Origin of the sequence: Bradymonas sediminis (assembly GCF_003258315.1) — a bacterium.
Classification (GTDB): Bacteria; Myxococcota_A; Bradymonadia; order Bradymonadales; family Bradymonadaceae; genus Bradymonas; species Bradymonas sediminis.
This window is the reverse complement of record NZ_CP030032.1, coordinates 247,906-270,626: the sequence shown is the minus strand read 5'-3', so window position 1 is coordinate 270,626 and position 22,721 is coordinate 247,906. Positions and strand designations below refer to the sequence as shown.

At 62.2% G+C, this 22,721-nt stretch carries 21 protein-coding genes; 13 read left to right on the top strand and 8 right to left on the bottom strand.

Features of this window, described 5'->3' with window-relative positions:
• Positions 1-337 precede the first annotated feature (337 nt).
• Together dusB and panD are read right to left on the bottom strand one after the other, a co-directional pair.
• Entirely contained in the window at positions 338-1,411 is a 1,074-nt protein-coding gene (dusB, locus tag DN745_RS00945) for a tRNA dihydrouridine synthase DusB (RefSeq protein ID WP_111331296.1), read from the bottom strand.
• Between the two features lie 10 nt (positions 1,412-1,421).
• Entirely contained in the window at positions 1,422-1,829 is a 408-nt protein-coding gene (gene panD / locus DN745_RS00940) for an aspartate 1-decarboxylase (protein WP_111331294.1), read from the bottom strand.
• Positions 1,830-2,293: 464 nt separating this feature from the next.
• On the opposite strand from panD, the gene DN745_RS00935 reads away from it, so the two are divergent.
• The 3 genes from DN745_RS00935 (at position 2,294) to DN745_RS00925 (ending at position 4,859) form a co-directional block, all read left to right on the top strand.
• Complete coding sequence (locus DN745_RS00935; RefSeq protein WP_111331292.1) at positions 2,294-2,932, top strand: YceI family protein; 639 nt, start codon at positions 2,294-2,296, stop codon at positions 2,930-2,932.
• 104 nt (positions 2,933-3,036) lie between these two features.
• A complete protein-coding gene (locus tag DN745_RS00930; RefSeq protein ID WP_133622138.1) occupies positions 3,037-3,999 on the top strand; it encodes a hypothetical protein in 963 nt (320 codons plus the stop codon).
• A gap of 158 nt (positions 4,000-4,157) precedes the next feature.
• Positions 4,158-4,859, top strand: a complete 702-nt coding sequence (locus DN745_RS00925; RefSeq protein ID WP_111331289.1) for a polyprenol monophosphomannose synthase — start codon at positions 4,158-4,160, stop codon at positions 4,857-4,859.
• Positions 4,860-4,897: 38 nt separating this feature from the next.
• Here the strand turns inward: DN745_RS00925 and DN745_RS00920 are convergent, their stop codons facing one another.
• Both DN745_RS00920 and DN745_RS00915 read right to left on the bottom strand, forming a co-directional pair.
• Positions 4,898-6,286 (bottom strand): sigma 54-interacting transcriptional regulator, encoded by a 1,389-nt coding sequence (locus DN745_RS00920; RefSeq protein WP_111331287.1) that lies wholly within the window; start codon positions 6,284-6,286, stop codon positions 4,898-4,900.
• A gap of 116 nt (positions 6,287-6,402) precedes the next feature.
• Positions 6,403-8,784, bottom strand: coding sequence for a serine/threonine-protein kinase (locus DN745_RS00915; protein ID WP_111331285.1), 2,382 nt, complete (start codon positions 8,782-8,784; stop codon positions 6,403-6,405).
• Positions 8,785-9,182: 398 nt separating this feature from the next.
• Between DN745_RS00915 and DN745_RS00910 the strand changes: the two genes are divergently transcribed.
• The 9 genes from DN745_RS00910 (at position 9,183) to DN745_RS00870 (ending at position 16,451) form a co-directional block, all read left to right on the top strand.
• Positions 9,183-10,571 (top strand): hypothetical protein, encoded by a 1,389-nt coding sequence (locus DN745_RS00910; RefSeq protein WP_111331283.1) that lies wholly within the window; start codon positions 9,183-9,185, stop codon positions 10,569-10,571.
• A gap of 249 nt (positions 10,572-10,820) precedes the next feature.
• Positions 10,821-12,722: a hypothetical protein gene (locus tag DN745_RS00905; RefSeq protein ID WP_111331281.1), complete on the top strand. Its 1,902-nt coding sequence runs from the start codon at positions 10,821-10,823 to the stop codon at positions 12,720-12,722.
• Positions 12,723-12,923: 201 nt separating this feature from the next.
• Positions 12,924-13,397, top strand: a complete 474-nt coding sequence (locus DN745_RS00900; RefSeq protein ID WP_111331279.1) for a hypothetical protein — start codon at positions 12,924-12,926, stop codon at positions 13,395-13,397.
• 55 nt (positions 13,398-13,452) lie between these two features.
• Positions 13,453-13,932, top strand: a complete 480-nt coding sequence (locus tag DN745_RS00895) for a phage holin family protein (protein ID WP_111331277.1) — start codon at positions 13,453-13,455, stop codon at positions 13,930-13,932.
• Positions 13,851-14,144, top strand: coding sequence for a hypothetical protein (locus DN745_RS19115; RefSeq protein WP_133622137.1), 294 nt, complete (start codon positions 13,851-13,853; stop codon positions 14,142-14,144). Before DN745_RS00895 ends, DN745_RS19115 begins: the two co-directional genes overlap by 82 nt.
• 260 nt (positions 14,145-14,404) lie before the next feature.
• A complete protein-coding gene (locus DN745_RS00885) occupies positions 14,405-14,734 on the top strand; it encodes an ElaB/YgaM/YqjD family protein (protein WP_111331273.1) in 330 nt (109 codons plus the stop codon).
• A 71-nt stretch (positions 14,735-14,805) separates the two neighbouring features.
• Positions 14,806-15,138 (top strand): hypothetical protein, encoded by a 333-nt coding sequence (locus DN745_RS00880; protein ID WP_111331271.1) that lies wholly within the window; start codon positions 14,806-14,808, stop codon positions 15,136-15,138.
• A gap of 109 nt (positions 15,139-15,247) precedes the next feature.
• Positions 15,248-15,610 carry a YtxH domain-containing protein gene (locus DN745_RS00875; RefSeq protein ID WP_162687375.1) on the top strand — a complete coding sequence of 121 codons (363 nt, stop codon included), beginning with the start codon at positions 15,248-15,250 and terminating at the stop codon, positions 15,608-15,610.
• Between the two features lie 322 nt (positions 15,611-15,932).
• Positions 15,933-16,451: a hypothetical protein gene (locus DN745_RS00870; RefSeq protein WP_111331267.1), complete on the top strand. Its 519-nt coding sequence runs from the start codon at positions 15,933-15,935 to the stop codon at positions 16,449-16,451.
• 141 nt (positions 16,452-16,592) lie between these two features.
• Here the strand turns inward: DN745_RS00870 and DN745_RS00865 are convergent, their stop codons facing one another.
• A complete protein-coding gene (locus DN745_RS00865) occupies positions 16,593-18,359 on the bottom strand; it encodes an acyl-CoA dehydrogenase C-terminal domain-containing protein (RefSeq protein ID WP_111331265.1) in 1,767 nt (588 codons plus the stop codon).
• A gap of 349 nt (positions 18,360-18,708) precedes the next feature.
• Here DN745_RS00865 and DN745_RS00860 point away from each other — a divergent pair, with 349 nt between their 5' ends.
• On the top strand, positions 18,709-19,671 hold the full coding sequence (locus DN745_RS00860) for a matrixin family metalloprotease (protein ID WP_111331263.1): 963 nt from the start codon (positions 18,709-18,711) through the stop codon (positions 19,669-19,671).
• A 25-nt stretch (positions 19,672-19,696) separates the two neighbouring features.
• On the opposite strand, the gene DN745_RS00855 is transcribed toward DN745_RS00860, so the two are convergent.
• The 3 genes from DN745_RS00855 to DN745_RS00845 form a co-directional block, all read right to left on the bottom strand.
• Complete coding sequence (locus DN745_RS00855; RefSeq protein WP_111331261.1) at positions 19,697-20,677, bottom strand: cation diffusion facilitator family transporter; 981 nt, start codon at positions 20,675-20,677, stop codon at positions 19,697-19,699.
• A gap of 67 nt (positions 20,678-20,744) precedes the next feature.
• On the bottom strand, positions 20,745-21,830 hold the full coding sequence (locus DN745_RS00850; protein WP_111331259.1) for an alpha/beta fold hydrolase: 1,086 nt from the start codon (positions 21,828-21,830) through the stop codon (positions 20,745-20,747).
• A gap of 52 nt (positions 21,831-21,882) precedes the next feature.
• Complete coding sequence (locus DN745_RS00845) at positions 21,883-22,536, bottom strand: SCO family protein (RefSeq protein WP_111331257.1); 654 nt, start codon at positions 22,534-22,536, stop codon at positions 21,883-21,885.
• Positions 22,537-22,721: the final 185 nt, after the last annotated feature.

The window sequence follows — 22,721 nt, the reverse complement described above, 5'->3', positions numbered from 1 at the left end:
AAAGGGCCCGAGACTTTTGAAGTCTCGGGCCCTTTTCTATTCGGGTTTGTTGAGTTGTCCTGGTTCGCGACGGCCCCCGACCGCTGGACGCGGCCAGCCCCCAGGCTGCGCCTGGGGGCTTAGTTCGTTCCACTGGGGACCGCTTCGCTGGACTGGCGCACCGCGAACCGACCACTTTGCCGATCCGCAACCACCGCGAACCGACCCCTTTGCAAGTTCACAACGTCGTGTAGCAACGACTTTGCAGGTTCGCGACGGCCCCCGGCCGCTGGACGCGGCCAGCCCCCAGGCTGCGCCTGGGGGCTTAGTTGATTGCCTATTTGGTGGGTTCTGGGGCCTAGCTGGATGCTTGTATGGGGGGTTCTGGGGAGGCGAGGCGACACGCCTCGCACGCGGCGTCCAACGCCTCGAGGATATCCGCCTGGGTCTTGAGCCCGCGCAACGCCTTGCGCAGCACCTTCTCGCCGGCGCTGCCGCGGAAATACCACAGCAGGTGCTTGCGGATCTCGAAGGTCGTGCGCTCGACGCCGAAGGTCTCGACATAAAGCTCGACATGCCGGGTGAGCACGCGGCGGCGGTCGTCGAGGTCGGGCGGCGCGGGAATCGCGAGCCCGTCGAGGTCGGCTTTGATCTCGCGGAACACCCAGGGGTTGCCAAGCGCCCCGCGCGCGACCATGACCGCGTCACAATTGGTGGCGTGGAACATGCGCCGGGCGGATTGCCAGTCGCGCACGTCGCCGTTGCCGATGACGACCAGGTCGACGGCGCGCTTAAGCTCAGCGATGACGCCGAGGTCGGCGTGGCCGTCGTACATCTCGCCGCGGGTTCGCCCGTGAATAGTCACGGCGCTCGCGCCGGCGTCTTGCATGGCAAGGCCGACGTCGACCGCGTTGCTGTCTTCCCAGCCCGCGCGGATCTTGCCGGTGAGCGGCACGTCAACCGCGTCGCCCATGGTCTTAAAAATTTCGTAGATGAGATCGGTGTTCTTGAGCAGGCCGGCGCCGCAGCCGCTCGTCACGATCTTCTTCATCGGGCACCCCATATTCAGGTCGACCGAGTCGGCGCCCTCTTCCACCACGCGCGCGGCGGCCTCGGCGAGCATGACCGGGTCGTTGCCAAAGAGCTGGACGCCCACGGGATGTTCGTTCTTTCGAAGATCGAGAAATTGGAGGGTGCGCTCATCGCCTTCGAGCAGAAGGCGCGCATGGATCATCTCGGTGACGACCATGCCGGCGCCCATTTCGCGGCAAATCATGCGAAACGGGGGGTTGGTGACCGCCGCCATCGGAGACAGAACCACCGGTGGGTCGATCACCAGGTCGGGGCCCAGCCGACAGGCTGGGCGCTCGACGCGGTCGGGCACCTCACCGCCCCATCGGGGCGGCGCTAAATTGTCGAATGAGATGCCCATATCGTGGTGCTCAGAGGGATTCTGCGTCGTATTTGGCGGGCATGCGCGGGCCGGCAATCTCGGGCTCGATGCCCAGCAACTTATTGTCGGCGGTCACGCGCACGCATTTTCCGTGGTGCTTGCGCGCTTGCTCGTCTTCCATCTGCACGTAGGTGCAGAGGATGACGATGTCGCCGGGCGCGTTGAGGTGAGCCGCTGCGCCGTTGACGCAGATCACGCCGGAGCCGCGGTCGCCCGGGATCACGTAGGTCTCAAGGCGGGTACCCTGGGTGCAGTTCCAGATGCAGATCCACTCATAAGGAATAATGTCCGCCGCCTCGAGGAGGTCTACGTCGATCGTCACGCTCCCTTCGTAGTCGAGGTCGGCGTGGGTGACGGTGGCACGGTGAATTTTACTGCGCATCATTTTACGGAGCATAGCTACAACTCTTCGGCGGTGCTCAACCTTTTCAGGCTTGGTTCGAGCAATTGTTTGTGATTAAGGAATATCGAATCAAGTCGGGCTGTTGAGGGCCCAGACGAAAGTCAGGTCTCGCAAATCGATTTTACGCGATGGCCAAAACGTCCGCGCTCCTATAAGTATTCGTGAAGCAAATTAATTCAATTTTTCTTTCGAAGACTTATTCGTCAGACGTTTGGATGACATGCGAGGTCTCGCGGAAATTTCCGCTCGGCCCGATTTGCGCTGCGCTTATAGCAACGCTTGGACCTAAAGTCGAGAAGTCGCACGCATCCCGAATTCGTCTCGATTTTCGAGCACTTCGCTGACAAAATGCGGGCTCGAAACAATCTATTTGAAACCCTCGTGCGGGTTCGAACATCCAAGCCCACGACGGCCAAGATGGTCTTATTTATTTTTATTTTCACACCTGGAGTAGACCTATGAAGACTTCCAAATTCAAACTCATCGCCACGAGCCTTCTGTCCGCGAGCCTTCTGATTGGCATGGGCAGCACCACGTTTGCCCAAGAGGCCGCCCCCCAGCAGAAGGTCGCCGAGCAGAAAGCCGAGACCCTTAAGGTCGACCCGGTGCACTCGAATATGCTCTTCCGCGTCAAGCATAAGAACTCGGCCTATGTGTTCGGCGAGTTCTACGGCAAATCGGGTGAGATCAAATACGACCCGGCCAACCCCGAGAAGATGAGCTTCAACGTCGAAGTCCTCACCGACACCGTCAGCACTGGAAACGCCAAGCGCGATGCCCATCTTAAGAGTGCGGACTTCTTCGACGTCAAGCAATTCCCGAAGATGACCTTTAAGAGCACCTCGGTGAAGAAGCGCGGCGCCAACACCTTTACGGTTACCGGCGACCTGAGCATTCATGGCCAGACCAAAGAGGTCAGCACGATCGTGCAGATGACCGGCTCGATGACCGACCCCAAGGGAACCGTCACGCGCGGCTTCTACACGACGTTCAACATCAACCGCACCGACTTCGGCATGGACTTTATGGTCGGCGGCGGCATCAGCGATAACGTGAAGCTGATTCTCTCCATCGAGAGCGTGCAAGAAGCGAAATAAGCCCCGCTTTCATTGCTTCGAAGAGGTGCGCCGCGCGGGGCTATTGACCGCGCGGCGCACCTTTGTTTAAAGCTCGATTTTTTTCGACGCCCGCCCCGGATTCAATGATGGACTTCATCGCAGCGCAGCTCTTTTTTGGGGGTATCTTGCCCGCCCTGGTCATGGGGATCGCGCTACTTATCGGCGCGCTTATCGCAGGCAAAGAAGACCGCAGCGATGACGCGCCCCCGGGCGTGCGCCCCTGGGCCGCGGCCAGCGGCTTCGGGCTGGCCTTCGGCGCAGGCTTCCTGGCGCTTGTCGGGGCCCCAGACTTCCTGCCGGGCAACGCGATGCATTGGCTCTTTTATATGGCGTTGGTGGCCGTGGGGGTCGGGGTCATCGAGGGTATTCGCCACACGAATGACGGCCTGCGCGCAGCGCTTCGCCTGGGGCTCGCGCTGCTGACCTTCCGGCTGACCCTCGGGTTTATGGTCGAGCACCATTGGGACGGGGCGAGCGCCTGGATATGGCTCGGCGGGCTGACGCTCGGGAGCAACGCGCTGATGAACGCGCTGGATCGCGCCGCCCAAGAGCGTCCCGGGGCGATGGTTCCCCTTGCGATGACCTTGATGAGCGCCGGCGGCGCGGCAGTATTGGTGCTCACGGGAAGCGCGCGCGTCGGCCAATTGATGGGTGTGATGACGGCGGCCGCGACCGCGACGCTCGTCGTCGCGTGGCTTCGCCCGGGGCTTCGGGTATCACGTGGCGGCAGCACCGTCTTCGGCCTGCTATTTAGCGCGCTGCTCGCCTACGGCTATTTCACAAGCGCCGACGTCCCGGCCTTCGCCGATGCCCTAAATCACCCCCAGACCCTCGCCACCTTGCTCGTCGCCGCCTCGCCGCTGATGCTGTGGGTGAGCGGGCAAAACCCGATCAAGCGAATGACCTCCTGGCGCGCAGCGCTGGCGAGCGCGGCGCTGGTCGCCACGCCGCTCGCTGCGGGGCTCTTGGTCGCCGCGAATCAATCCGATCCCCCCGCCGCCGCCTACCATCACGAGGCTTCGAGCGCCGACGCCCCGGCCGAGTAATCGCCGACGAGCAAGTCTTCTCGATTGCGGGCTTGCTTTGCGTTTGACACGCCATAATAATCGCGAGCACGCGGGCGCCAATATTTGCCGTATTCGCGCGAATCGCACTATTATTTATTTGTATTGAACCGCCCCGGGCGGAGCTATTTGGAGTGTCTATGCCGCGAACGCTGATCTGCATGCCGACCTATAATGAAGCCGAGAATATCCGCCCGATCATCGCGGCCATCGCCAAGGTGGTGCCGGAGGTTCATGTGCTGGTCATCGACGATAACTCCCCCGACGGCACCGGAGATATCGCCGACGAGTTGGCCGCCGCCGACCCGCGCATTCATGTGCTGCATCGCAAGGAAAAGGCCGGCCTGGGCAAGGCGTATATCGCCGGCTTCGAGTGGGGGCTGGACGCGGGCTACGATTATATCATCGAGATGGACGCGGACTTCAGCCACCAGCCCAAATACCTGCCGGAGATGATCGCTCAGCTCGAGAAATACGATGTCGTGGTGGGGTCGCGCTACGTCGCCGGCGGAGGCACCGAGGACTGGGGCGTGGTGCGCAAGGTGATCTCGCGCGGCGGGGGCATCTACGCGCGCACGATCCTCGGGATTGATGTGCAGGACCTGACCGCCGGCTTCGTCGCCTGGCGCGCCGGGGTGCTGCGCGATATCGACATCGAACGGGTCGAGGCCTCGGGCTACGTCTTCCAGATCGAGATGAAATACCGCGCCTATAAGCGCGGCTATCGCCTGCTGGAGATCCCGATCGTCTTCCCCGATCGCACCGTCGGCGTCTCGAAGATGAGCCCGAATATCGCCGCCGAGGCGCTCTGGCGGGTCTGGGGCATTCGCTTCAAAAAATAGCCCCCGCCCCACACCCTCATCAACGCACGACCTCGGCCTTAGCTGCCGAGGTCGTCGCGCGAGATATCAAGCTTCTTCAGAATATATTCGACGCTCTTTCGGTGCACGCCTGCGATGCGCGCTGCCTCGGAGACATTGCCGTCGCTCTGCTCCAGAAGCCGCATCCAATAGCTCTTCTCAAATTCCTCGATCAGCCGGTTCTTCGCGTCCTTAAACGGCAGGCCCTGCTCCAGGGCCAGGCCTGCCATCGAGGCGGCCGACTCCAGCACCACCGGCGGCTTCTCATCGACCGGCTCGCGGCTCTGCAAAAAGCGCGTCTCGATCTGGTCGCCGTGGGTTAACAGCACCGCGCGCTCCACGAAATTCTTGAGCTCCCGCACGTTGCCCGGCCACCTGTGGCGCTTGAGCTTCTCCATGGTCTTATAGCTCACGTCCACCCCGTCGCGCCCCGCCATCTCGTTGGCGGCGCCCAGGAAATGCTCGACCAGCACCGGGATATCCTCCGGGCGCTCGCGAAGCGGCGGCATCTCGACCTTGATCACGGCGAGCCTGAAATAGAGGTCTTCGCGGAAATTACCCTCTTTGACCTCGTGGATGAGGCGGCGGTTGGTGGCGGCGACCACCCGCACATTGGTCTTGATCGTGGTGTTGCTGCCGACCGGTTTGATCTCGCGCTTCTCCAGGGCGCGCAAAAGCTTCGGCTGCAGATCGCGGTCCAACTCCCCGAGCTCATCGAGGAAAAGCGTGCCGCCGTCGGCCGCCTCGAACGCGCCCTGGCGGGTGCCTGTCGCGCCGGTGAACGCCCCCTTGATATGCCCGAAGAGCTCCGACTCGATAAGATCGCGCGCGATGGCCGAGCAATCGATGACGATAAACGGCCCGTCTTTTCGCGCGCTATGCGCGTGCAGCGCCTCGGCGACCAACTCCTTGCCGGTCCCCGACTCGCCTTCGATCAACACCGTGGCGTCGGTGGGCGCGACCCGCTCGAGCATCGAGAACATCTCGCGCATCACCAGGCTGCCGCCGAGCATCTTGCCAAAGTGCGTTTTATTGGAGAAATGAACCTCGGCCGGGACCTCGGTGATCGTGAAGTTGACCTCGGTATTTCCGACCCGGAACACACAACCGTCGCTCAGATAGATCTCGCGCACCCCCAGCTTGCCCACGAAGGTGCCGTTCTTCGAGCCGGTATCGCGCAGCAAATACCCGCGCTCATCGACCTCGATCACCGCGTGAAAGCGGCTCACCGCCGGGTCATCGAGCACCAGGTCATTCTCGGGGGAGCTGCCGATCTGAACCTTTCGCGCCTCAAAGACATGGGCCTGGGCGTGCTCGCCCTCGCCGCCCACCACGCGCAGCTGGTATTTTTGCAGCTCGAGTAATTGCTCGCCACTATCTAAAAAAACGGTTCTGGTCGTGTCGCTCATTGACTGATTTCCTCAAGAACTCAGGGGGAAAAACAATGCCTTAGCGCAAAAGCCCCGGACCTTAAACCATCGAGGCATCCAAGGGCTGATTTCGCTGGCAAATCTCGTGGCGGTGCTTATGGGGTTGGCGCGGGCTCAAACCCGAGAGGGCCGGTGCAGGCATCGCCGGGCGACACCGTTATATCATAGACGCTGCGGGATTTGTCGCCCCACACAAGCTCCACCTTATGGGCGCCGGCGGGCACGTCAAAACGTGCGCCGGCGGTGCGCCCCACCGAGTCGCCGTCGATGACGACTTCGACCTGCTGGCCGGCGCGCGGCCGGATCAACACGCAGCCGGCCGGCGCCTTCTCCAACTTCACTCGATAGGTCCCCCCCATGGCGCGGCTGACGCGCAGGGTCTTCTGCGCGGGCTTATACCCGGCGAGCGCTGCCTCGAGCCGAAGGTCGCGCCCCACTTTCAGCCGAACGGCGCCTTCAACCGGCTCGCCGTCGAGCTTGAATTTGGCGCCCGGGGGCTCGCTAAGAAAGCGAAGCGTAGTGAAGGTCGCGCCGGTTCTTTCGGGCGACGAAGTCGGCTTGTCTACGACGGTATTCGCGCCGCCCTGCCCCGGTGCGTCGGGGCGCGCGGCGCGCGAAGCAGCATCGGCCGGGGCCTGGCCCGCGTCGGGAGCGTCGCACTCCAACTCGACCGGCAGCGCCCGGCTGGCCCGCTCATAGGTAACCACCTCATTGCGGGTCTCACACCCCGGATGGCTCACCGAAACCAGCACCTGCGCGTCGGGCGCGACCTTGATCTTCGCCTGCCCGCGCTCCACGCGCGCCCCGTTATCGATCGTGATCGTGGCGTCATCCGGGGTCGCGGTGATCCACGCCTGCCGCACGCCTCCGGGTCCCGCCACCAGCGGGCGCAACACGATGGTGTCGCCGTCCAACACGAGGCGTTCTCCCGCGCCCACCTTCAGCGACAAATTTTGCTCAACAAAACCATCTTTTCGAAGGTCGATGATATGCTCACCGGCCTGCAGCTCCAGGGTATGCGGCGTGGTCGCCCCCGACACCTTCACCCCGTCGACCCGGATGCTCGCGCCGGGCGGCTCGGTGCGAATTTCGACCGTCCCCTGGTCATTGAGCAAAAAGAAATAGAGCCCCGCCACGCCGACCACGCTCCCCACAAGCAGGGCGACAAACATCCAGCGCTTAAAGCCGCGCTCGCCATTTGGCGCGGGCGCGGGGTCCACGAGCAGATGCGACGCCGAGGGCGCGTCGCCGGATTCCTGCTCGTCGGATTCATCAGCAATCTCAGGCGCATCATCGAGCGCGTCGCGCTGCGGGTCCGCGGTCGGCGCGGGCGGGGCGGGCGTCTGCTCGCCGGTCTTATCAGCGGTCAGGCTCAGCGGGTCGATCTGGGCCGAGGCGGTGCACTGGCTGTGCTGCTCGAGGGTATCGAGCGCGCCCAACTTCGCGAATTCGGCGTTGAGGGCGTCGTCGAGGTTAAGCCGGGCGGGCTCAACCTCCGAGGAGCCAAGGCTCGACGGGTCACGCGCGCGGCGCAATTCGCTGCGCTCAAACCCCTCGGGAAACAGCTCGCCGGCGAACTCGGCCAATTGCTGGCTGGTGACCGCGCGCCCGCGCCCGTAGAGCCACTCCAGCAGCGCCACGTGCAACTTCTCGATGCTCTGGTAGCGCGCCTGGCGGTCGGCGACCAGCGCGCGCAGCACGATGGCGTCCAGCTCGGGCGGAATCTCCGGGTTGATGCTGCTCGGCGGCGCGACCTCGCATTGGCGCACATAGTCCAGGCTCTGCAGGTCGCTATCGCCCTGAAATACCCGCACCCCGGTGAGCATCTCGTAGAGCACCACGCCCATCGAGAAGATGTCGCTGCGGCTGTCGACCGACTTGCCGGTGGCCTGCTCCGGGCTCATATAGCAGACCTTCCCCTGAATCCGCCCGGTCATGGTCTTGGCCACCCGGCCGGTCGCCCGGGCGATGCCGAAGTCGATGATCTTGACCTCACCGTCGCGCGAAATCAGGATATTCGACGGGCTGACATCCCGGTGCACAATCCCCAGGGGCTGGCCGTCCTCGCCGGTGCAACGATGCGCGTAGTCCAGGCCCTTGCATGCCTCGATGGCGATGAACACCGCCAGCGACATCGGCATCAGCTCCCCGCTATCGCGCAGGCGCTTAAGCACGTCGCGCAGGTCGCGCCCGGGCAGGTATTCCATGGCGATAAAATACTCACCGCCCTGCGAGCCCATATCGAAGACGGGCACGATATTGCCGTGGGTGAGGTGCACAACGGTGCGCCCCTCGTCGAGAAATTTGGTGATAAACTCGGGCTCATCGGCCAGGTGCTCGAGGATCTTCTTGATAATAACCGTCTTCTCAAAGCCCCCCGCCCCGCGGGATTTGGCCAGGTAGATCACCCCCATCCCGCCCACAGCGATGCGCTTGATGAGCTCGTATCGCCCGAGTTGTTGTGTCTCTTCTGGCATCACCCTTCCAACGGTTCTCGACCTGGCCCGAATCAGCCGGTGGGGCTGGTCGGTGCGCACAATTTCTATCGCGCGCGCGAGCGCAAACGGATCGATTCGCTACGCGCCCGGATAAATCTCGAAATAGATCACACTTCCGAGCCCCCAAGGTCAACCGCAGAAGCAGGCGAATGACCGATTTTTTCGGGGCCTTTGGGACCAGTGGGCGCCGGAAAAATATTTCGCCCCGCCCCTTCTCGGACGCGCGAGCGCGTGCATCTTCTAATCAGGCACTAATTTTCAGGAGAAATTCACCCGCACGGATGCGCCGCGGTGACGCCTCCACGACGCGGCGGCGCTTTTTGTAAGGGTAGCGCCGGCGTGGAAACCAATCTGAAAGAAGCTCCGCGGAGGGGTCAATGCTCAACAAAACCGTACTCTATGGACTCGCGCTGCTGCTGGCTGCATTGGCTCTGCTCCTGAGCGGCGGGATGGGCAGCCACCACTGGCTTCGGTCGATAGGCGAGCCGCAGCGCGCGACCCTGCAGGTGCTTGGGGGCGCGCCCTTCTACGGGGTGGGCGTCAAGCGCGGGGCGGCGATGCGCTTTGAGCTATTTGAATGCGCGTCGCGCGGGCCGATCCAGAGCGTCACGATCCCGCTGTGGGCGGACTCGATTCGCCGGTTTCGCGCGTATTCTGACTTCAAGCTGCGCCCCGAAGCGGCGCACCGATTCGGGGACATCACCTGGCAGGTCACGCCGGGGTGCCACCGGGTGCGCGCCCAGGTGGTCGACCAGGCAGGCGTGGCGCTGGGGAGCTGCGAGCCGGCCGACACCCCGAATAGCTTTTTGGAGTCCGGCGAGTCGCAGAGTTATGTGATCTTAAGCGAGTGCGAGGCGCCCGATGACCACGCGGGCGTGCGCCTGCAGGAGATCCTAAACCGGGCCCCGCGCCTGGACCCGATCGAGGTCACGCCCCTGTCCAGCGACGCGAGCTGCTCGAGCACCAAGGTCTGCGCCACGGCTCACGACCCCGACGGCGACCCGCTGAAATTAGAGTGGACCCTGCGCAGCCACAGCGACCGACTGCTGCCCACGCCCACGCCCACCGTCGGGCGCCAGCGCCTCGACGGCGAATCAAGCCGCACCGAGTGCATCCTGCTGCCCGCGAACACGCAGGCGGCCCACGTCGACGTGCAAGTGCGCGACCTGTCGGGCGCGCTCCCCGCGGCGCAGGTGCCAGGCCAGGCAACGCCCGCCCGGGCCGAGCCGCTGCTAAGCTTCGAGGACCTCTACCTGGGCGACTTCGGCCTGGTGGCGCGCTCAAGAGACCACGAATCCGCAAAGATCCCGCGGACCTGCAACCCCACAAGCTGCCCGGCCAACCCGGCCGATCGCATCCGCATGATCCGCTATTGGATCGGGCGAGACGGGGTTCTGCTCCCGCCGACCTCCGACCTGAGCCAGGCCGCCGAGGGCGACACCATCGACGTCGAGTTCGACGTCGCTCCGGGTTGCCACGGAGTTCGCGTTCAATTCTCCTCCATGCGCCTGCACTCCGCCGATGCTCACACGCCGGATAGCCGACCGGATACCGCCCCGACCTCGACCGTCTCATCGGCCGCCAATATCTTCGAGCCCGGCACGCATATTCTGTGGAATCGTCTGCCCAATTGTCACTTTCGCGTCGAGCTTCGCGCCGCCGAGACTCACACCGGTGAGGCAAGCGCTCCTGGCGCGCGTTCCCACCCCGAGCCCGCCCTGCTCGACGCCTATCATGGCGGCGAGCACCCCTGCCCGACGAACTAAATCGACCGGCCAGATCATGGCAATGCCTGCGCCATCTGGACGAAACGATCCTTGTCCCCCTATATAGTGGGTGCGATATAGGGAGGCGTGCGAAATCTTTTCGAAACGCCCCTCTTGATTCAAAAAATATGTGCCCATATTCCGCCCGCTGCTCGGGTTGCGCGAAGATCTTGCGCCCCGCCCAAAGCGTGCGACACTGTGGCGATGAACCCGTGGGCAATCACGACTTTTTCCCGATGAGTACCAAGCGTGGCGAGTAATTTTTCCGATGATGCACGGCGGGCAGATATCCTGCGGCGCGCCCACGAGGGTCTCGAAGAAGACCTCGATGATATGCGCTCCGAGTTGATGGATATTCTTCCCGACTATGAGCAGCGCTTGCGCCAGAATAGCGACGCGCTGCCGACCTGGCTGGAGATCACTCCGGCCCAGGTGCGTGCACTTTTCCACCTGCGACCGGTGGCCATCGAGACCCACGCCGACCCCGACACGCCCCCGGCCGCGTCGGCCGAGCACGGCATCCTGGGCCCGCGCACGGTCGCCCTGGCCGCGGGGCGCATCGAGACATTTATCGACGAGGGCTTCGTCGACGCCGACTTCGATGATGACACCCGCACCCAGCGCCTGGTCGAGCTTTATACCGAAACAACCTTCTATCTGAACGCGTTGATCCGCGAGGCGCGTCGGGTGAGCGAAGACGCGCGCGCGACCCTCGACGCCTGGCTGGACGCCGTGCTCTTCGACCTGGAGAGCCAGCGAAAGAGCGACGTCGAGGCGCTCGAAGAACTGGTCGGCAACGGAGATATCGGGCGCGGCGGCAGCGCGCGCCAGGAGATCGCCGATCTCTGGGAAGATCAGCGCCGACGCGCAGCCTACTTGCAGGCGAGCTGGCAACCCCTGACGGCGCTGGTCCACGAGGGCCTGACCACCACGGAATCAGGCCTGCGCGAGCTCGCCGATCTATTGATGCGCGCACGCGCCGGCCTGGTCGGCGCGAACGCCGCGATTGAGCCGCAACTGGCCCCCTTTGAGTGGCCCGACGCCCCGCACCGCGCCCAGCCGGCACAGCCCAAGGGCCCCGCTGAGGTCGACGACGCCGGACCCACCCTCGATCTGAGCCGCCCCAGCGAATACGGACGCGGCGCTGATGTCGACGCGCTCCTGGAAGACACGCTCATCCCCGGACGGGCCGCAGACGATGTGGACGAATTCGCGGTTGAGCCCGCGCACGACGACTTCAACACCCTCCCACCGGGGGGGTTCGTGCCGGGGATCATCCCGCTCGACGAGCCCACCTCTGACCCGGTGACCGCGCCCTTTGAATCCGTCTCAGTCAGCAATTATTCGGAGCCCGCCGACGAGAGCGCGACAGACGACGCCGCCGCGCCGCGCACGTCCACCCAGCGGATGTACACGCGCCAGGAGACGCCTTCGGTCGGTCACGTGGCGGCCCCGGAACCCGCGCCACGGCAAACCGACCCATCGCCGGCCTTCACCGACGAGATGCCCAGCCTCGCCGCGATGCCGACCGCACCCGTCACTACGCCCATCGCGACCGGCTTGCTCTCGGACGAGGCGACTTATACCCAGTGCTTCCGAATCCGCCCGGGCTTTGAACGCGCGGGATTACTCGAAGTTATCGCGATTTTGCTGCCGCCCGCAGCGGTACTCGCAACCATGGCGGTCATGAGCGTTCTCCACCTGGCCGGCGCCGGCGCCAACCCGTTTGAGCAATGGTCCTGGGCGTTCTCGGCGGTCTCCGCATCCTTGGCGTGGCTGCTGCTGCTGCCGGCGCTGCGGCGATGGCGCACCAAATGGTTGGGCACCAAACTCGTCATCATGCGCCACGCCGACGTGCGCGAAGAAGCCTCCCTGCGCTTCGACAAGCAGGCGCTCTCGCTCAACGACGATACCTGGCGCTGGGACCGGCTGACCGTCGCCGAGCTTCGCCGCTGGGACTCCCCCCTGGACGAGGTCTGCGGCTGGACGCTTAGCCTCGCCGCGCCCCAGGCGCCCCCGCTTCGCCTGGCGTCGCCCGAGTCGAATCGAAAAAAGTGGCAGAACTCGCCGTACCAACTCGTCGAAATCCCCTACGACGCCTGGCAGGTCAGCCCCTTCGACTTCGACACCATCGCCCGGCGCGCGCTCTGAGCGCGCGCACACGCCCGGCCCAGCCCGCGTAATCGGCGCCACGCGCCCAAACTTGATATCTGCACCGACGTTGCAATATTGGGAGGAAGCGACCTATAAGTGGAGCAGGGTCAAAACAGATCAATCATGTTGAAACGCCCCTTAAATTCTTAGTAGAATTTCGAATAGACGGCTATTTCACGAGTCATTGAGGACATAGATATGCTGTATTTTAGCTCGCATCATCGCGCCGCAGGTGATCTTGGTCAGGGGCACCACACGAAGGTCGGCATCTTGCGAATGGCGCTGCTCTTAGGCGCCCTGGGCATGCTCTTTTCGCTGACCGCCTGTGTCCCCCTCGAAGAAGGCCCGTCAATCGTGTCGGTCAACCTGAGCCCGTCGACCATCCAGGTCAACCGCTATAATGGGACCATGAACGTCTCGATTATTATCGACGGTTTCGAGGGCGAGATTGTCGAGGCGGACGTCTTTATCCAGATCCCGCCGGACTCCCCGCGTGATGCGCAAAAAGATAGCATCACGGCGGACACCGGCGCGGTCATCTTGCACGGGGTCGCCAAGACCTGGTTCCAGGGCCTCGAGCCCGGCCTCTACAATATCGGGGCGAGCGTGACGAGCAACGCCGGTGAGACCATCGAGCAGCTCGACCTGGCGACCGTTACGATCACGGAATGACGCCGCGCGCCGAGCAATCCCGATAACGTATGACCCAACCGAGGGGATCGACCCCATGAGCGACTACAATCGAAAGCGCACCACGAACGGGCTCGACGGTCTCAAGCCGGCTTTCGAGCGACTCGCCGACGGCGTGTCGACCCTGGTCAAGCAGCATATCGAGTTGGCCCGCTATGAGGCGACCCAGGACCTAAAGGCCGCGACCAAACGCATGGCGATTTTGGGCGCGTGTGCCCTCATCGCCGGCGTCGGCTACCTCTTCTTGCTCGCCACAGCGATCTTGCTGGCCGGCTGGTTGGGTGGGTGGCTGGCCGCCTGGATTTGCGCCGCGGTCATCGCGCTCTTGCACCTGGGCGTCGCGGCGGTGATGGGGCGCAAATATAGTAACGAATTACGCGCTGAGAAAGCGGTTGACCTCGCCCAACTTGGCGACGAAATCAACAAGGACAAACAATGGCTACAACAGATCGCGGCGAACTCGAAAAAATCCCCGGCACCGGCCGAGCTCTCGCCCGAACCGATGCCTCGGAATTAATTCGGCGCGCCGCGCCGGAGCGACACCTCGACGCCCATACCGCCCAGCTGCGCGAGTCGATTGACACCGCCCGCCAACAAATCAGCGAGAGCCTGGATGATATCCAGCTCAATATCGAGGAGACCCTGGATTGGCGGGCCTGGGTCGACGAGCACCCCCGTGAGTTGGTCGGCATCGCCCTCGCCCTGGGCTTCTATCTCGGCGTGCGCTAAATGAGCCACATGCCCGCTTAAAACGAAGTTTTTCTCGGGCAAACGCTTGACTTATCGGATTCGGGGTCCATTTTTTACCGGAGTTCATTTTTGGCGATGCGCCCTGTCGAGTTACCAAGCGAATCTTCGATATCACGCGGTTTGATTCGACGGTTTAACCCGTGGCGCGTCTTAAAAAGCACTCCGCAGACTGAGGCGGGCACGCCGATTGCGCTCGCCCGGGTCACTGAAACACAACGCGAAAATAAAAGGTCTGAAATATGAGCATTGATTCTCCAAAATCTGGCGCGAACCTGGGCGTAAATTTGGGCGACCCCGTCGCCCTTGACCCGGCGGACTTCGACGCGGCGGCCGCCGCCGCTGGCGAAGACGGCGCCGACCTTCGCGAGCGCGCCCGCGACGTCCAGGAGCGCATCGAAGAGGGCTTCCATGAAATGGAGGCTCGCTACGATGATGCCCGCGACCAACTGCGCACGATCAATGACCAGGCGGTCGAGTTTATCCGCGAGAACCCGGCTCTATGCGTGGCAGGGGCGATCGGCGTGGGCTATCTGCTCGGCAAGCTCGCTAAAAAACGCTGGCTGGTCTAAGTATCGGCGCACGCAATTAACCCAACCCGCTCAGAACTTTGAAAAACCGCCGTCTTCTCGGAGCCTACGCTATGACCGCTGACCACCCAGCACACCAACTCATCGACGATAGCCAGACGCTGATCGACAATTCGAAACGTGTTATCAACGATGCTCAGCAACTCTATGACCGCGTGCGCGAAGACCTGTCGCCCAAGCAGCTCTACCAGGACAACCCCTTCGCCGTGGTCGCAGCTGCCGCGGGCGTCGGCTATATCCTCGGTGGCGGACTCTTTACCCCCTTCACCCGACGCATCGTGCGCATCGGGCTCAAGGGTTTGATCATTCCGATCGCCAGCTCGCAGCTTAAACATCTGACCGCCGGGGTTCCGTCCTCGCCGCCGCCCTTTTCAAGCGGTGAATAAGCGGCCGATTGGCCGCATCGCACTCAAATTACCTTCTAGATAAGGCATTAAATTTATGGATATTTCCCCCCAACAGTTGGTTTCGCTATTGCGCTCGAAAGGAGATGGTATGGACTGGAAAAAGTCGATGAACACTCTTAATGACACCGTGAGCAGCACCTACGAGAGCTCGGTCAACAACCTGCTCGACCGCATGGGCCTTGAGCACAAGCGCAGCACCATGGATATGATGCTGCCGGCCCTGGGTATCTTCGGCGCCGGCATCGCCCTTGGCGCCACGCTCGGCGTCCTCTTCGCACCCAAGCGCGGCGAGGAGATCCGCTCGGACCTGCGCAGCCAGGTCGGCCAATTGCGCGAGAAAGGCTACGATAGCTACGAGCAATTGCGCGCCCGCGGAAACGACGTGAACGTGGCCTCCATCGCTCAAGATGGCGACATGAAGAAAGCAACCAGCGCCTCTCAGGCCGAGTAAATCTCGCGCCCGAGTAGGCCTTGCGCACACTCAAAAAATAGAGCGGCGGCATGGCGCCGCCGCTCTATTTTTGCGCACCGGCCCGCGGCGCAACGTGCGCTGCTCTGACAACCAGTGCATCGTGCATCGAGGCTATTTGGGCAACTCGCTCCGCTGAGTGGTTGCCCTCTCGCACCCTCGCCAGTAGTATCATCATCGCATGAAGATGCCCCCCTCAGCGCTGACCAGTATCAATCCGACCAATATCCGTGACGATCACCCTGGCTTGGCGCTTGGCTTTTGAGCATATAAAATTTCATTTAGCAGTTGGGAGTAAGGAAGTATGGAGTATAAGGCGCAACTTGTTATTCGCTCGCGGGACCGCGAAGGTGTTGAATTGATTGAGAAAATCAAGGAACTCGCCACCGACTCGAACCGTACATTCTCGGATATGGCGCTCGAATTGCTCACCCTCGGTGTAGCCCGCCAAAGCGGCGCCGCCCCTGTCGAAGCGGCCAGCGCCGCGCCGAGCCCCGAGGTCAAAGCAGCCTCGACGCCCGACAAAAAGCCGGCGCCAAAGTCGACCTCGACCTCCAAGTCGTCGAAGGCCGGCCCGATCACCCCAAAAGATATCACCAAGATCGCAAAGCAATGCGCCGAGCAAATCGAAGCCGAAGACATCCGCGCTGCCACGCAGACGCTCGCGGGGTTCTTCGATAAGGCCGGCCCCATTCAAGGCGGAAAGATCAAGACCGCGCTGGAGAAGTCCCTGGAGAAGGCCGACTACGACGAGCTCCTGCGACACCTGCGCAAGACGCAGGAATATCGCGGCTACCGCCAACGCGTGATTATGCAGCTCTGATGACGCCCTGATTGGCGTCGAATCCCAGCGTGCACCTGGCACCAAAAAAGCCCCCGAAAGGGGGCTTTTTTGGTGCTCTCGATATTCTGAAGCGGTCGGTCGCTGAGGGATTTTTCCAAGCCCCTCAGCGACCCAATCCGATTAGAATTCTTCGACGTCAAACGCCATCGTCGGGTCCTTTCCGACGCCGACGAGTTTGGCGTACAGACCGGTCTCAGGCAGAACCATCTGCATGAAGTAGTGCGCGGTCTTGAGCTTGGTCGCCGACAGCGCGTCGTCTTTGGTCACGGCGTGCTTGGCCATCTCAAGCCAGATGAACCCGAGGGTAACCAGCGAGAAGAGGTTGAGGTAATTCGAGGCCACGGAGGCTGCGAATTCCGGGTCCTGCATGCCCTGCGAAGCCACGGTCTGGGTGGCCTGCATCAGGCGACCCACGGCCTTCTGGAAGGGTGCGACCAGCGGGGCCAACTCTTCGATCTCGGCGCACTCGTCCAGGCAAGCCTGAACGCGCTGCTGGAAGGTCATCAGCAGACGCCCGCCCTTCATCGGCAATTTACGGCCGACCAGGTCAAGCGCCTGGATGTGGTTGGTGCCCTCGTAGATCATCGCGATGCGCTCGTCGCGCAGGTACTGCTCGATATCCCAGTCGACGGTATAACCGGCGCCGCCGCAAGCCTGCATGGCGTCCGAGATATTCTGGAAACCACGCTCCGAGCCGTAGCTCTTGATCAGCGGGGTGAGCAGCGCGACCAGGTCGTCGGACTCCTGGCGCTTCGCCTCGTCGGGATGCTGCAGGGAGATGTCCTGCTCGATACCAATCCAGACGCCGAGGCCGCGAAGGGCTTCGTTGGTCGCTTTGATGTTGAGCAGCAGACGACGCACGTCGGGGTGGACGAGGATATTGTCTGCCGATGCGCTGGTGTCATTCTTGGACTTATCCAACGAACGACCCTGGCGACGCTCTTTGCAGAAGTCGAGGGCGGTCTGGTAGGCGATCTCGCCGAGGGCGACGCCTTCCATGCCGACGCTCAAGCGCGCCATATTCATCATGGTGAACATCGAGCGCATGCCCTTATTGGGGTCGCCGACCATATAACCGATGGCGCCGTCCAACGACATGACGCAGGTGGGCGACACATGGATGCCCATCTTCTCTTCGAGACCGGTGCAGAAGACCGGGTTGCGCGAACCGTCGTCCATGAACTTCGGCACGATGAACGCGCTGATGCCGCGAATCCCCTCGGGGGCGTCGGGCAGGCGAGCGAGCACGAGGTGAAGGATATTGTCGGCGAGGTTGTGGTCACCGAAGGTGATCCAGATCTTGGTACCCGTCAGCTTGTAGGAACCGTCGTCGAGCGGCTCAGCCTTGGTGCTGATAAGCCCAAGGTCGGTACCACACTGCGGCTCGGTCAGGCACATCGTGCCCGTCCACTCACCGGTGATAAGCTTGGTCAGGTACTTCTCTTTCTGCTCCTGAGTCGCGTGCGCCTCGAGCGCGTGCATTAAGCCAACGCTCAGGCCGGGGCACATCGAGAAGCCCTTATTGGCGGCCGTCATCATCTCACTGGCCAGCACGTTGAGCGCCTGGGGCGCGCCGCCGCCGCCGAATTCTTCGGGGGCCGACAGACCGATCATGCCGACTTCGCACAGCGATTTATAGGCTTCGGCAAAGCCGTCGGGCAGGGTCACATCGCCCGTCTCGGGGTTGAACTTCAACCCTTCGACGTCGCCCTTGCGATTAAGCGGAAGGAGCTTGTCCTCAGCAACCGCGGCCATCGCCTCGAGCACCTGCATCGCGGTATCCAGGTCGTACATCTCAAAAGCGTCGAAGCTGCCGAGCTTATCCTCATAACCGAGCGCCTCGAGCACGAAACGCATGTCTTTTAAGGGGACTGAATATCTTGCCATGGTAACCTCTATGTGTGGTGGGAAAAAGAATGAATGCTCATTCAGTTGCGCGCATCATGCCATAAGTACGACCATCTTGTCACGTAAAATTGCCTTTTACTCACACCGGTGATGCGTATCTGCGCAAAAAACCTAAAATATTTGGCCGCCGTGCCAAGCTTTCTGTATAAGTTATACGCACGCCTGCCAAATTTCCTCGAAACCGGACCCACCCGCTCGCCGCCGACAAAATAGAATTCTGAGCGCGGCGATTGGACATCGAATTCGTTTTCGCCAATGATGCATTACGCGCAGTGTTGAATCGCTATTAAAATGCGCGATGAGGGTTTGCTAATTAGGAGATGCATCGGTGAAAATCTTCACAAAAAATATCGCGACGGCGCTGCCGCTGTCGCTTCTTTTTGTCGCGGCGCTGCCCATGCCTGCCGACGCCTATCAGCAGACGTTGACGTGCACGCGCAGCGGGCCCTACGCCTGCCAGTCCGGCGAGACCCCGCTGCCTGTGTTGTGGCCCGGGGCCCAGGCGACCTTTGTCATCAACGACAGGGGCACCGCCAATTCCACCGCCCCGCCCGGCCTCAGCCAGCCAATCCTCGACACGATCCTTGAGTCCTTCGAGGCGTGGAATCAGGTGGAGTGCCCGGGCTTCGACCTGCCCGATAATTGCAGCGATATGTTGCTGACCTACGAGGGCATCACCGCCCAGAGCGCGATTGGCTACGAGCAGTCCTCCTCGGCCCAGAACACCAACCTGGTCGTCTTCCGCGACTCGGGCTGGGACCAGGTCGCCAGCGACCTGACCTTCGCGCTCACCAGCGTCACTTATAACCCGCGCACCGGCCAGATCGTCGACGCCGACCTCGAGATTAACTCCGAGATATATCACCTCAACGTCGGTGATCCGGTCGACCCGAACCTCGCCGATCTCAAGAACACCCTGGTGCACGAAGTCGGCCACTTCGTCGGCATGGACCACTCGACCGTGCCGCGCGCCACCATGTACGCAAGCGCGGACCTCGGCGAGACCATGAAACGCGATCTGGCGCCCGACGATGTCGACGGGATCTGCGCGAGCTATCCCCCCAGCTTCGTCGCCGAGCGCACCTGCGACAACCCGTATATCCACCCCAACCCGAACCCGAACCCCAACGAGGGTCATGTCGACGATGGTATCGTCGACCCGGGGAACGACGACGACCTCTTTTTGTGCTCGACGACGCCCGGCGGGCGCCGGTCAATCCCCGTCTTTTTTGTCGGATTCGCGGCGCTCCTGGGCCTCAGATTCCTGCGCTCCGGACTCAAGCGCGCCTGACTCGTAACTCGCGCGGGCCGCAGGCTCAGAAGCACTGCGGCTCGTGGGTGAACTCCGGCGGCTCGACCTGCACCGTGCAGTGGCTGATGCCGAACGCATCATCCATATGGTGGCGGATCTCACTCATCAACTCCGCATACCCCTCCAGACTTTCCACATCAATATGGACCGACAGCGCGACCTTCCCGCTCGTGATGGTCCAGATATGCAGGTCATGCACGCCGGTGACGCCCGGCATCTTCGCCAGGGCCACCTGCACTTTGGCAACGTCGATATGCGGCGGCGAAAACTCCATCAGCACCGAAAGCGTCGCCTTCAGAAGATGCCAGGCCGACCATAAGACCAGCACCGCGATGATGATTGAGGCGACCGGGTCGGCCCAATGCCAACCGAAGCCCCAGATAAGCAGGCCCGCGATAATCGCCCCCACGCTGCCCAGCATATCGCCGAGCACGTGCAGCCAGGCCCCGCGCATATTGAGGTTATCGGACTTCCCGCTATGCAAAAGCCATAGCCCGATCAGGTTTACGAAGAGGCCGCCCACCGCCACGCCCATCATCAGGTTGCCGTGGACTTCGGCCGGCGCATAGAAGCGCTGCACCGCCTCAAAGACGATATAGATCGACACACCGACCAGCGTCACCGCGTTGGCCAGCGCGGCGAGGATCTCAGCCCGGTGGTAGCCGAAGGTCTGCGCCGGGCTGGCCGGGCGTTGGGCAATCCACATCGCGAACAGCGCCAGGGCGAGCGAGGCGGCGTCGGAGAGCATATGCCCCGCGTCGGCCAGCAGCGCCAGCGAATTACTCAACAGACCGCCGACCACCTCGACGGTCATATAGATGAGCACCAATAAAAGGGTCCACCTCAGGCGACGAACATTCTCGCTCGTCGCCTTCGGCGCATGGCTGTGTCCATGCCCATGTTCGTGGCCATGCCCATGATCGTGCGCGTGGCCGTGTGATTCATCATGAGAATGTGCCCCTTCATGCGAATGCCCAACACCCATCGATTAACCTCCGTGACGCGCATGAAGACGAGACACAATCACAGATATCTCGCCGCCTTGCGCAAAGTTATTCAGCCTTTAAAAACGCCGACAACGCCGCGATATAGCGGTCCCACGCCTCGAATTGCGGGATATGCCCGATGCCTTCGAATTCCACCAATTGCGCGCCCGGAATCGCCGCCGCGGTCTTCTTGCCGAGCTCGCCGTAGAGCCCCATCGTCGCGCGCACCTCGGGCGACACGTCGCCCTTGCCGAGCGCGGTGCGGTCGCGGTCGCCGATGATCAGCAGCGTCGGCGCGCTGATATTGCCGAACTCGTAGACCACCGGCTGCGAGAAGATCATCTCGTAGGTCAGCGCCGAGTTCCACGCGATCAGGTCATAATCCGGCCCGTCGATCCAACCCACCGGCACGTCGATCAACGTCTCGTATTCCGGCTTCCACTGCCCGTCAAAATAGCTGTCGGTCATATAGCTGCGGATATCATCGGCCGTCTTCTTGCGCTCGCGCGCGTACCACTCGTCGACGCTCAAATACGGCGCCTTCAACTTCCAATCCTCCAGCCCGATCGGGTTGACCATCACGAGCTTGTCGACCGCGTCCGGGAACATCAGCGCGTAGCGCGCGCCGATCATGCCGCCCATCGAGTGGACCACGAAGCTGGCCTTCTCGACCCCGATCGACGCCAGCAATTGGTGGGTATAATCGGCCAGACCCTGCACGCTATATTGGAGCAGCTCGGGCTTGGTCGATTTTCCGAAGCCGATCTGGTCGGGCACCACCACGCGGTAACCCTGCGCGACCAGCGCCTCGATCGTATTCTTCCAATAGGCGCCCGCGAAGTTCTTGCCGTGCAAGAGCACCACAATCTGCCCATTTGGCGTCTCCGGTTTGACGTCCATATAGGCCATCTCAAGCGTCTGGCCCTGGGTCTCAAATGTGTAGAAGCTCACCTCATAGGGATACTCATAGGTGCTAAGGCGCGCGTCAAAACCCTTGGTCGGCGCATCGGCTGAGGTATCCGCAGCCTCTCCCGCCTGCGCCTGCTCCACCGGCGCCTGCGCGTCCTCGGCCTGGGGCGCCGAAGCACAGCCCGCGGCCAGCAAAAGATTCAAAACACCCGAGCAGACGACTAATTTTGATTTGTTAATCATAATAATTTTCGACGTTGAATATGCGATAAATAACGAATTTAGGACGAACGGATCAAAGCTGCCCTTTGAGGCGGGTCGCGAGCTCCTCGGGCTTCCAGCCGGACTGGCGGAAGCCCGCGGCGATCTTGCCCTCGGCGTCCATGACATAGGTGCGCATGCTATGGATGAGCTCGCCGTCGGGCGCCATGCGAATGCCGACCTCGAGCTTCTTCATAACCGCGTCGAGCGTCTGTTTATTGCCCGTCACCAGGGTCACGTTCTCCATGCGCAGCCCGTGCACCTGGGCGTAGCTGAGCATCGCCTCGGGCGGGTCATTCTCCGGGTCCATCGACAGGATGAGCACGCGATAATCCTGCGGCTTCACGCCCTGTTCTGCCAGGATGGTCTGCGCGCGCGCGACCTTCGCCATCAGCATCGGGCACATATCCGGCATCGGGCAATTTGTATAAATCTCGGTCATCATCACCGGCTTGCCGTCGGCCCAATAATTCGCGAAGGAGAACGCCTCGCCCTTCTGGTCGACCAGCCCCCTGGCGGGCAGCGTCTTAAAATCCAGGCCGAGCACCGCCGTCTGATAATCACTGAGCTCCAGCGGGTACGGCCCCTTGTCCTCGCAACCCGCGAATAACAAAAGCGTCGCGAGCATCACCAAGGCGAGCAACACCCGCCGCCGAAGGCCAGCCAATTGTCTTCCTAAATCTATCATCTCTGATTCCGACTCTCGGGTTGATTGAAACGAGCCGCTGGCTCGGGCAGCTTCTATAGCAGATACGCCGCGATTATTCAGTCATCCGTCATATACGATTTGGGGCGGAAACCAAATTTGGCGGCCAAACACCTAACGCACCCTTGCACCTGCACCGATTTTCAACGATCACTGGCCCAAAGCGC

Coding starts and splice junctions, on each gene's coding strand:
- DN745_RS19115 (WP_133622137.1), top strand. CDS start 13,851: ATGGCTACAACAGATCGCGGCGAACTCGAAAAAATCCCCGGCACCGGC.
- DN745_RS00870 (WP_111331267.1), top strand. CDS start 15,933: ATGGAGTATAAGGCGCAACTTGTTATTCGCTCGCGGGACCGCGAAGGT.
- DN745_RS00845 (WP_111331257.1), bottom strand. CDS start 22,536: ATGATAGATTTAGGAAGACAATTGGCTGGCCTTCGGCGGCGGGTGTTG.
- DN745_RS00910 (WP_111331283.1), top strand. CDS start 9,183: ATGCTCAACAAAACCGTACTCTATGGACTCGCGCTGCTGCTGGCTGCA.
- DN745_RS00880 (WP_111331271.1), top strand. CDS start 14,806: ATGACCGCTGACCACCCAGCACACCAACTCATCGACGATAGCCAGACG.
- dusB (WP_111331296.1), bottom strand. CDS start 1,411: ATGGGCATCTCATTCGACAATTTAGCGCCGCCCCGATGGGGCGGTGAG.
- DN745_RS00850 (WP_111331259.1), bottom strand. CDS start 21,830: ATGATTAACAAATCAAAATTAGTCGTCTGCTCGGGTGTTTTGAATCTT.
- DN745_RS00925 (WP_111331289.1), top strand. CDS start 4,158: ATGCCGCGAACGCTGATCTGCATGCCGACCTATAATGAAGCCGAGAAT.
- DN745_RS00935 (WP_111331292.1), top strand. CDS start 2,294: ATGAAGACTTCCAAATTCAAACTCATCGCCACGAGCCTTCTGTCCGCG.
- DN745_RS00895 (WP_111331277.1), top strand. CDS start 13,453: ATGAGCGACTACAATCGAAAGCGCACCACGAACGGGCTCGACGGTCTC.
- DN745_RS00855 (WP_111331261.1), bottom strand. CDS start 20,677: ATGGGTGTTGGGCATTCGCATGAAGGGGCACATTCTCATGATGAATCA.
- DN745_RS00885 (WP_111331273.1), top strand. CDS start 14,405: ATGAGCATTGATTCTCCAAAATCTGGCGCGAACCTGGGCGTAAATTTG.
- DN745_RS00920 (WP_111331287.1), bottom strand. CDS start 6,286: ATGAGCGACACGACCAGAACCGTTTTTTTAGATAGTGGCGAGCAATTA.
- panD (WP_111331294.1), bottom strand. CDS start 1,829: ATGCTCCGTAAAATGATGCGCAGTAAAATTCACCGTGCCACCGTCACC.
- DN745_RS00930 (WP_133622138.1), top strand. CDS start 3,037: ATGATGGACTTCATCGCAGCGCAGCTCTTTTTTGGGGGTATCTTGCCC.
- DN745_RS00900 (WP_111331279.1), top strand. CDS start 12,924: ATGCTGTATTTTAGCTCGCATCATCGCGCCGCAGGTGATCTTGGTCAG.
- DN745_RS00915 (WP_111331285.1), bottom strand. CDS start 8,784: ATGCCAGAAGAGACACAACAACTCGGGCGATACGAGCTCATCAAGCGC.
- DN745_RS00865 (WP_111331265.1), bottom strand. CDS start 18,359: ATGGCAAGATATTCAGTCCCCTTAAAAGACATGCGTTTCGTGCTCGAG.
- DN745_RS00875 (WP_162687375.1), top strand. CDS start 15,248: ATGGACTGGAAAAAGTCGATGAACACTCTTAATGACACCGTGAGCAGC.